Below are 5597 nucleotides of genomic sequence, written 5' to 3' on the forward strand. Positions count from 1 at the left end.
CGCTAGAGAATGAGGCGCGATCGGCGACGCGATCATGGCCTTCATGAGCGGATTCAAAATCGGTCCGCCCACCGCCAGAGAGTAAGCGGTCGAACCGGTCGGGCTCGAGACAATCAGACCATCGGCATTGTATGAACAGATGTAATCCCCGTTGGCGGAAAGCGAAAGCGAGATCATGCGCGAGATATTGCCCTTGTCAATCACAAAGTCGTTTAAGGCGTAAAATGACTGCCCGCTCCCTTCAACCTCCGCCTTGAGCACAATCCTCTTTTCAACATTGAATTGCTCATTGTACAGTTTTTCCAGACCATCCTCGAGATCATCGGGAGTCTGCTCGGTTAAAAAGCCTAAACTGCCGATATTGACACCGAATATCGGCACCTCGCTTTTCCCCACCAGCCGGGAGACCGCCAGCATGGTGCCGTCGCCACCCATGGCCATCATAAAATCACAATTTTTGACCAGGTCTTCTTCCGATGAAAAGGGCAGTTCGGACGGCAGGATATCTCTGAGCTTATCCGACAGACAAAAATCTTTGGAATTGTCCCGACACCAGCTGACCACACGTTCAACTACACTGCGGGCGTTGGGACGATTGATATTTGCGATTATTCCGAGTTTCATAGAATTTTATTGTATCGCGCAACTACCAATGGCGATCATAATATTTTAATTCTAATCCCGCTTTCAATTCTGACGGGATAAAATCAGCTCCGCCAGGTATCGTAACGGTTCGCTGGGATAACTGAGCCGTTCGAGATCCATGACTGCGGATGAAATCAATTCACGCGCGATCCGCCGTGATTCATTCAGGCCGACCACCCGGGGGTATGTCGCCTTGCCGATGAAATCATCCTTGCCGACCGTCTTGCCCAAAAGCTCCTCGTCGCCGATACAGTCGAGAACATCATCTATAATCTGAAACGCCAGGCCGATTTTTTCACCGAAGGAAGTGATTATGTCAAGGTCCTTATCGGGATACTCGGCCAGAAGCGCGCCCACCCGTAACGACACGGCAATCAGGGCACCGGTTTTGTTGCGATGAATATGCTCGACATCTTCGAGGCGGACATCCTTGTTTTCCGCCAGGATATCGCAGACCTGCCCGCCCAGCATACCGCCGGTACCGATCGCATGAGCCACCTCGCCCACCAGGCCGGAATTGTTGCTTTTCGCCAGAAGCTCAAAAGCATAGGCGTGCAAAGCATCGCCCGCCAGAACAGCGATCGCCTCCCCGAATTTTTTATGCAAGGTCGGCTGACCCCGGCGAAGATCATCGTCATCCATACAGGGCAAATCATCATGGATCAATGAATAAGTATGAATATATTCCAGAGCGCAGGCCGGACGGATTACACCTTCTATGTTCTTGCCGGTCATGGTGTAAGTATATACCGCCAGGACCGGTCGCAGACGCTTGCCCCCGGCCATGACACTGTAACGCATGGCCTCATGCAGTACCTGCGGGACCGCGTCGGCAGATGGTAAAAGACGGTCCAGACAGCTGTCAATCTCACGGCGTTTATCGTTAAAATCTTTTTCCCAGTAGGCTTTATCCAGGGCTCGATCCTGATCAGTCGACATCTTCTTCTTCCATAATCTCTGTTTTCAGACTGCCGTCGGCTTCTTCCACCAGTTTGTGAATCTTCTTTTCAGCCCGGGCCAGTTTCCCGGACAATCTTTCCGAAAGGCGGATACCTTCATCGAAGTATTTGAGCGCGTCTTCGAGGTCGGCTTCTCCGCTCTCGAGGCTTTCCACGATTTCTTCCAATCGAGCCAGCCCGGCTTTAAAATCCAGTTCCCTACCGTTTTGTTTGTCTTGCATATCTACCCGCTCAACCTCGTCATACATGACCGGACCTGTCAGATAACTATTAAACCAGCATATTAGGCGCCAGGCGTGTTAATGTCAATCGCTTTCTGAAATCACTTTGCTAACCCGCGCTTTCAGGCTTCCGCGATAGAGCTTGACACTGATTGCCTCTTTTATACCAACCTGATCGCTGTCTCTCAGGATCAAGTTGTCGTCGGATTTTCTGACCACAGCGAAACCGCGCTTGAGGACACCTTCGGGCGAGAGCGCGATCAACCTGTCATGCAGGTTGTTGAGTTCATTTCTGCGTTCACGCAGATAACTTCCGGACTGTTTAAAAAGCTGAAGCCTGAGATCATCGAGTTCCTGCTGACGACGGTAGATGAACTCGAGCGGACGCCTGAAGACCGGACTGCGCCTGAGACCGGACAGTTTCTGGCGGGCCAGTTCGATGTATGCTAAAACAGCGCGTGAGAGCTTTGTCTTGTATTTCCTGAGTCCGAGCTGGAGTTCGACCACATCGGGTACCGCCAGTTCCGCCGCCGCCGAGGGTGTCGGCGCGTGCAGGTCGGCTACGAAATCTGAAATCGTGAAATCCACCTGGTGCCCCACCGCCGAGATAACCGGCAGTTCCGATTCGAAGATCGCCCTGGCCACCACCTCTTCATTGAAGGCCCACAGGTCTTCCAGCGAACCGCCTCCCCGCCCGGTAATGATCAAATCGACCTGGCCATAACGGTTGAACCTGCGGATCGCCTGTGCGATTTCTTCGGACGCACCCTCCCCCTGGACATGTACCGGCGCAAGGATGATCTCTACTGCGGGCGCACGGCGACGAAGGATATTGATCATATCGCGGATCGCCGCCCCGGTAGGTGAAGTTACGATTCCAATCCGGGCTGGAAAATCGGGCAGTGGTTGTTTGTGTTCTTCATCAAAGAGCCCTTCGCGATAAAGCTGTTTTTTGAGACGTTGAAACTCTGCCTCGAGATCGCCGATCCCAGCCGGCATGATGCGGTTGACCCGGAGCTGGTAGTTGCCACCCCGCGGATAGACGGTGATATCTCCGAAGATACGGACCTTCATGCCATTCTCAGGCTCGAAAGAGAGGTACCTTCCGGTAAATTTCCAGAGCACGCACTTGATTTGAGCGTCACTGTCCTTCAGCGTAAAATAGCGATGGCCCGAGGAGTGATGGAGGTAGTTCGATATCTCACCGGAAACCCATACGGCCGGGAATTTTTCCTCTAATTCAGATTTAATCAGTTCGGTCAACTGCCCGACAGTCAGTACCTCTTCGGCCACTACCTGCCCCTTTCGACCGCAATCATCCGATCGAAGCGGACTAGTCTTTTATGGTCGATATAAGCCACGAAGATATCACCTGCGGGACTTGCCAGTATATATGGATCAGTGAATTTATCTTCGGTTATGAAATAAAAGCGCTCCTCGCGGTAATCATAGAGCAACAGTTTATGACCGACCTCTACGAACATGAGATAAACCGTATTTCTCTCTGTAACCAGCAGGCTGTGAAAAGCCAGATCGCCGTCGGATTTGAGCACTCTTTTGGGCGGGACGTAATTTTTGGCCTGGGGATCCAGTTCGATATCATAAATCCAGAGCTCCTTTGAATCCTCCTTAAATGACACCGCGTAACACAGGCCGGGAACATCCAATCCGTCGGGAAGACGAACATCGAGAAATTCCCGCGTTGACTGGTAGAGCTTGCGGGTCGTCAGGTCGGACATATCCTGCTCGGAAAAAGTCGCCAGGTAGAGACCGTAGCCCTTACCGACCGGGTGTCCGTATATAAGCATATATTGCAGCTTGTAATCTTCTAAGTCTTCGCTTTCTTCGGACTCATCACTTTCCTCGAGATCGTCATAGACCGTGTACATAAAACTATCGAACAGCTTCAAATCAGTCTGGGCATCGAAGATGTTTTCAGCTGTCTTCTTACCGTCTGAATCGAACAGGTGCAGTCGTATTTTGGTCTTGGTTTTGAGCGTCTCCACCTCCGGGACAATCAATCCTCCCAGGGTGGTACCCAGCGCATGATCAAACAGAGGCTCGCCGTTCAGCCTGATCTCCTCCAGTTCGGCCACGACCTCGCCACCGGAAATCGCTGAACCGATCAGTTTATCATCAGTTCGAGCCGGCATCCAGATTTTAAAATCCTCTTCCTCGTCGCAGGCAGACCTGGCTGTATGATATTCGAGTTCGGGAGACAGACCGTCGACTACCCTGTTGTATCGATTCACAGCGGGATTGTGATCGTAACCGGCTAGATGCAAGTAGTCTTCCCGTTCACGGTAGATCAGATGACAGAAATCCTTGTCGCCCATCCGGTACTGCCAGGTGCACTGCAGACCTGACGCGTTTCCGGCCCGGATCTCGATTTCGATCTCTGCGGTAATCAATGTCTGATCATAAAAGCGATAACTGCCCTGGACAATATATTTTCCGGGTTCGAGCAGTCGGCCATAACGAACCAGGTCGAAGTTGAATTCCCGGCTGTCATTGGGACCCAGGCTGTCATCGGGCGCATCGATCAATTCAACCGGGAAAAAATCCAGCCTCTCCTGCTGGACCAGGTCATTGGCACGCAGGACTTCCTCCCGCTCGGAATTGTATACCATAACTTCCGTCAGGTCGCTGTTGTAAGTGAAAGCGGGAACGACCCGGCTCTTGCCGGAATCGTTGATCAATCGCAGACTGACCGGGATCGACTGCCCCGGATAGTAGCTTTTATCTGCGATTTCGATTTCCAGTTTGAGCGCCATATTCGACTCCCCGCAAAACAGGATCGCCAGAAGCAATCCCAGGCTAATACTTTTCAGGCAACTTAGTAACATCCCACCCCCGCAGTTTAAGCAGGCATTTTCCACAGAAATCGGGCCGGTAGTTCGCGGCCAGCTGATGATTCCTGAAATGCGGTGGTTGATTCTGTACTGCTATTTTGATGAACTTGAGATAATCGGCTTTACTCTGAATATGATGATTCGTTCCACCGCGCGCCAGATGAGTATTGGCGGGCGGGCTGGGAAACTGGTTGAAATCGATCGGGTAGCTCATGATGCAGTTCATGTCGTTGTGGTCATGGTCTTTCTTGTTGGCCCGGTAATACTCTTTGTTTTCATACTTGGCCGGATCAGTGACATTCTGCGCAGCCGTGTTTTCCCAGTGCATCAGAAGCAGGGTATGGCCGATCTCGTGAGACAGCAGGTGAGCGTAATCCATACTGTGCACATCGGTCAGCGTGATATCGAGATAGACCAGCCCGTTGCACAACCCGATCGCATGAGTACCTGCCACGTAACTCTCATGTTTATTGGGCGCGATCTTAATATTGGCCGGTTCATGGTTGTGGTGATCGATTATGACCGCCCCCTCGCGCACGTACCGCTTGACATTGTTGACTATCACCTGCCCCAGCGGTTCTTCGATCTTGTTACCGTACTTATTGATCTCACGCCGGATGTAATTCTTGTAATCGACGGCCGACTCAGTGGCTCCCTGGTGACGCAGGTCTTTATAAAACCGCGAGGTTATCTTCAGGCGGATCTTCTGCTTTTCTTTTTTCTTCTTGATCTTCATGGTCTTGATGACCACCTTCTTGAATTCTTTCTGGGTCAGATAACGAGACACCAGGTGCACCGCCTTGGGCGGTTCGAACTCGATGAAGGCCTTGTCGTACTTTACAAGACCGTTTTGAATCAAAGTCATCAGGTTGGTGGCGTTGTTGCGCCGTCCCATGATGATATAAGCCGCCAGCTTGAGC

At 51.7% G+C, this 5597-nt stretch carries 6 protein-coding genes; all 6 read right to left on the reverse strand.

The features are described 5' to 3' along the window. Nucleotides 1-624: NAD(+) kinase (locus GF404_09965; GenBank protein MBD3382508.1), on the reverse strand; the 624-nt coding region annotated here is incomplete at its 3' end. 63 nt (nt 625-687) lie between these two features. Beyond that, complete coding sequence (locus GF404_09970; protein MBD3382509.1) at nt 688-1584, reverse strand: hypothetical protein; 897 nt, start codon at nt 1582-1584, stop codon at nt 688-690. Next, the gene (gene xseB, locus GF404_09975; GenBank protein ID MBD3382510.1) at nt 1574-1852 is read right to left on the reverse strand and encodes an exodeoxyribonuclease VII small subunit; all 279 of its coding nucleotides are present in this window, start codon (nt 1850-1852) and stop codon (nt 1574-1576) included. The genes GF404_09970 and xseB overlap by 11 nt, the downstream gene beginning before the upstream one ends. 57 nt (nt 1853-1909) lie before the next feature. Beyond that, nucleotides 1910-3118 carry an exodeoxyribonuclease VII large subunit gene (locus tag GF404_09980; protein ID MBD3382511.1) on the reverse strand — a complete coding sequence of 403 codons (1209 nt, stop codon included), beginning with the start codon at nt 3116-3118 and terminating at the stop codon, nt 1910-1912. Next, nucleotides 3118-4671, reverse strand: coding sequence for a hypothetical protein (locus GF404_09985; GenBank protein ID MBD3382512.1), 1554 nt, complete (start codon nt 4669-4671; stop codon nt 3118-3120). Before GF404_09985 ends, GF404_09980 begins: the two co-directional genes overlap by 1 nt. Then, a complete protein-coding gene (locus GF404_09990) occupies nt 4643-5572 on the reverse strand; it encodes a hypothetical protein (GenBank protein MBD3382513.1) in 930 nt (309 codons plus the stop codon). Before GF404_09990 ends, GF404_09985 begins: the two co-directional genes overlap by 29 nt. Between the last annotated feature and the right edge of the window lie 25 nt (nt 5573-5597).

The sequence above is a fragment of the Candidatus Zixiibacteriota bacterium genome (genome assembly GCA_014728145.1).
Taxonomy (GTDB): Bacteria; Zixibacteria; MSB-5A5; order JAABVY01; family JAABVY01; genus WJMC01.

What these genes read in the sequence shown, in the direction of transcription:
- GF404_09970 (MBD3382509.1), bottom strand. Translation starts at nt 1,584, where the DNA reads ATGTCGACTGATCAGGATCGAGCCCTGGATAAAGCCTACTGGGAAAAA.
- xseB (MBD3382510.1), bottom strand. Translation starts at nt 1,852, where the DNA reads ATGTATGACGAGGTTGAGCGGGTAGATATGCAAGACAAACAAAACGGT.
- GF404_09985 (MBD3382512.1), bottom strand. Translation starts at nt 4,671, where the DNA reads ATGTTACTAAGTTGCCTGAAAAGTATTAGCCTGGGATTGCTTCTGGCG.
- GF404_09990 (MBD3382513.1), bottom strand. Translation starts at nt 5,572, where the DNA reads ATGGGACGGCGCAACAACGCCACCAACCTGATGACTTTGATTCAAAAC.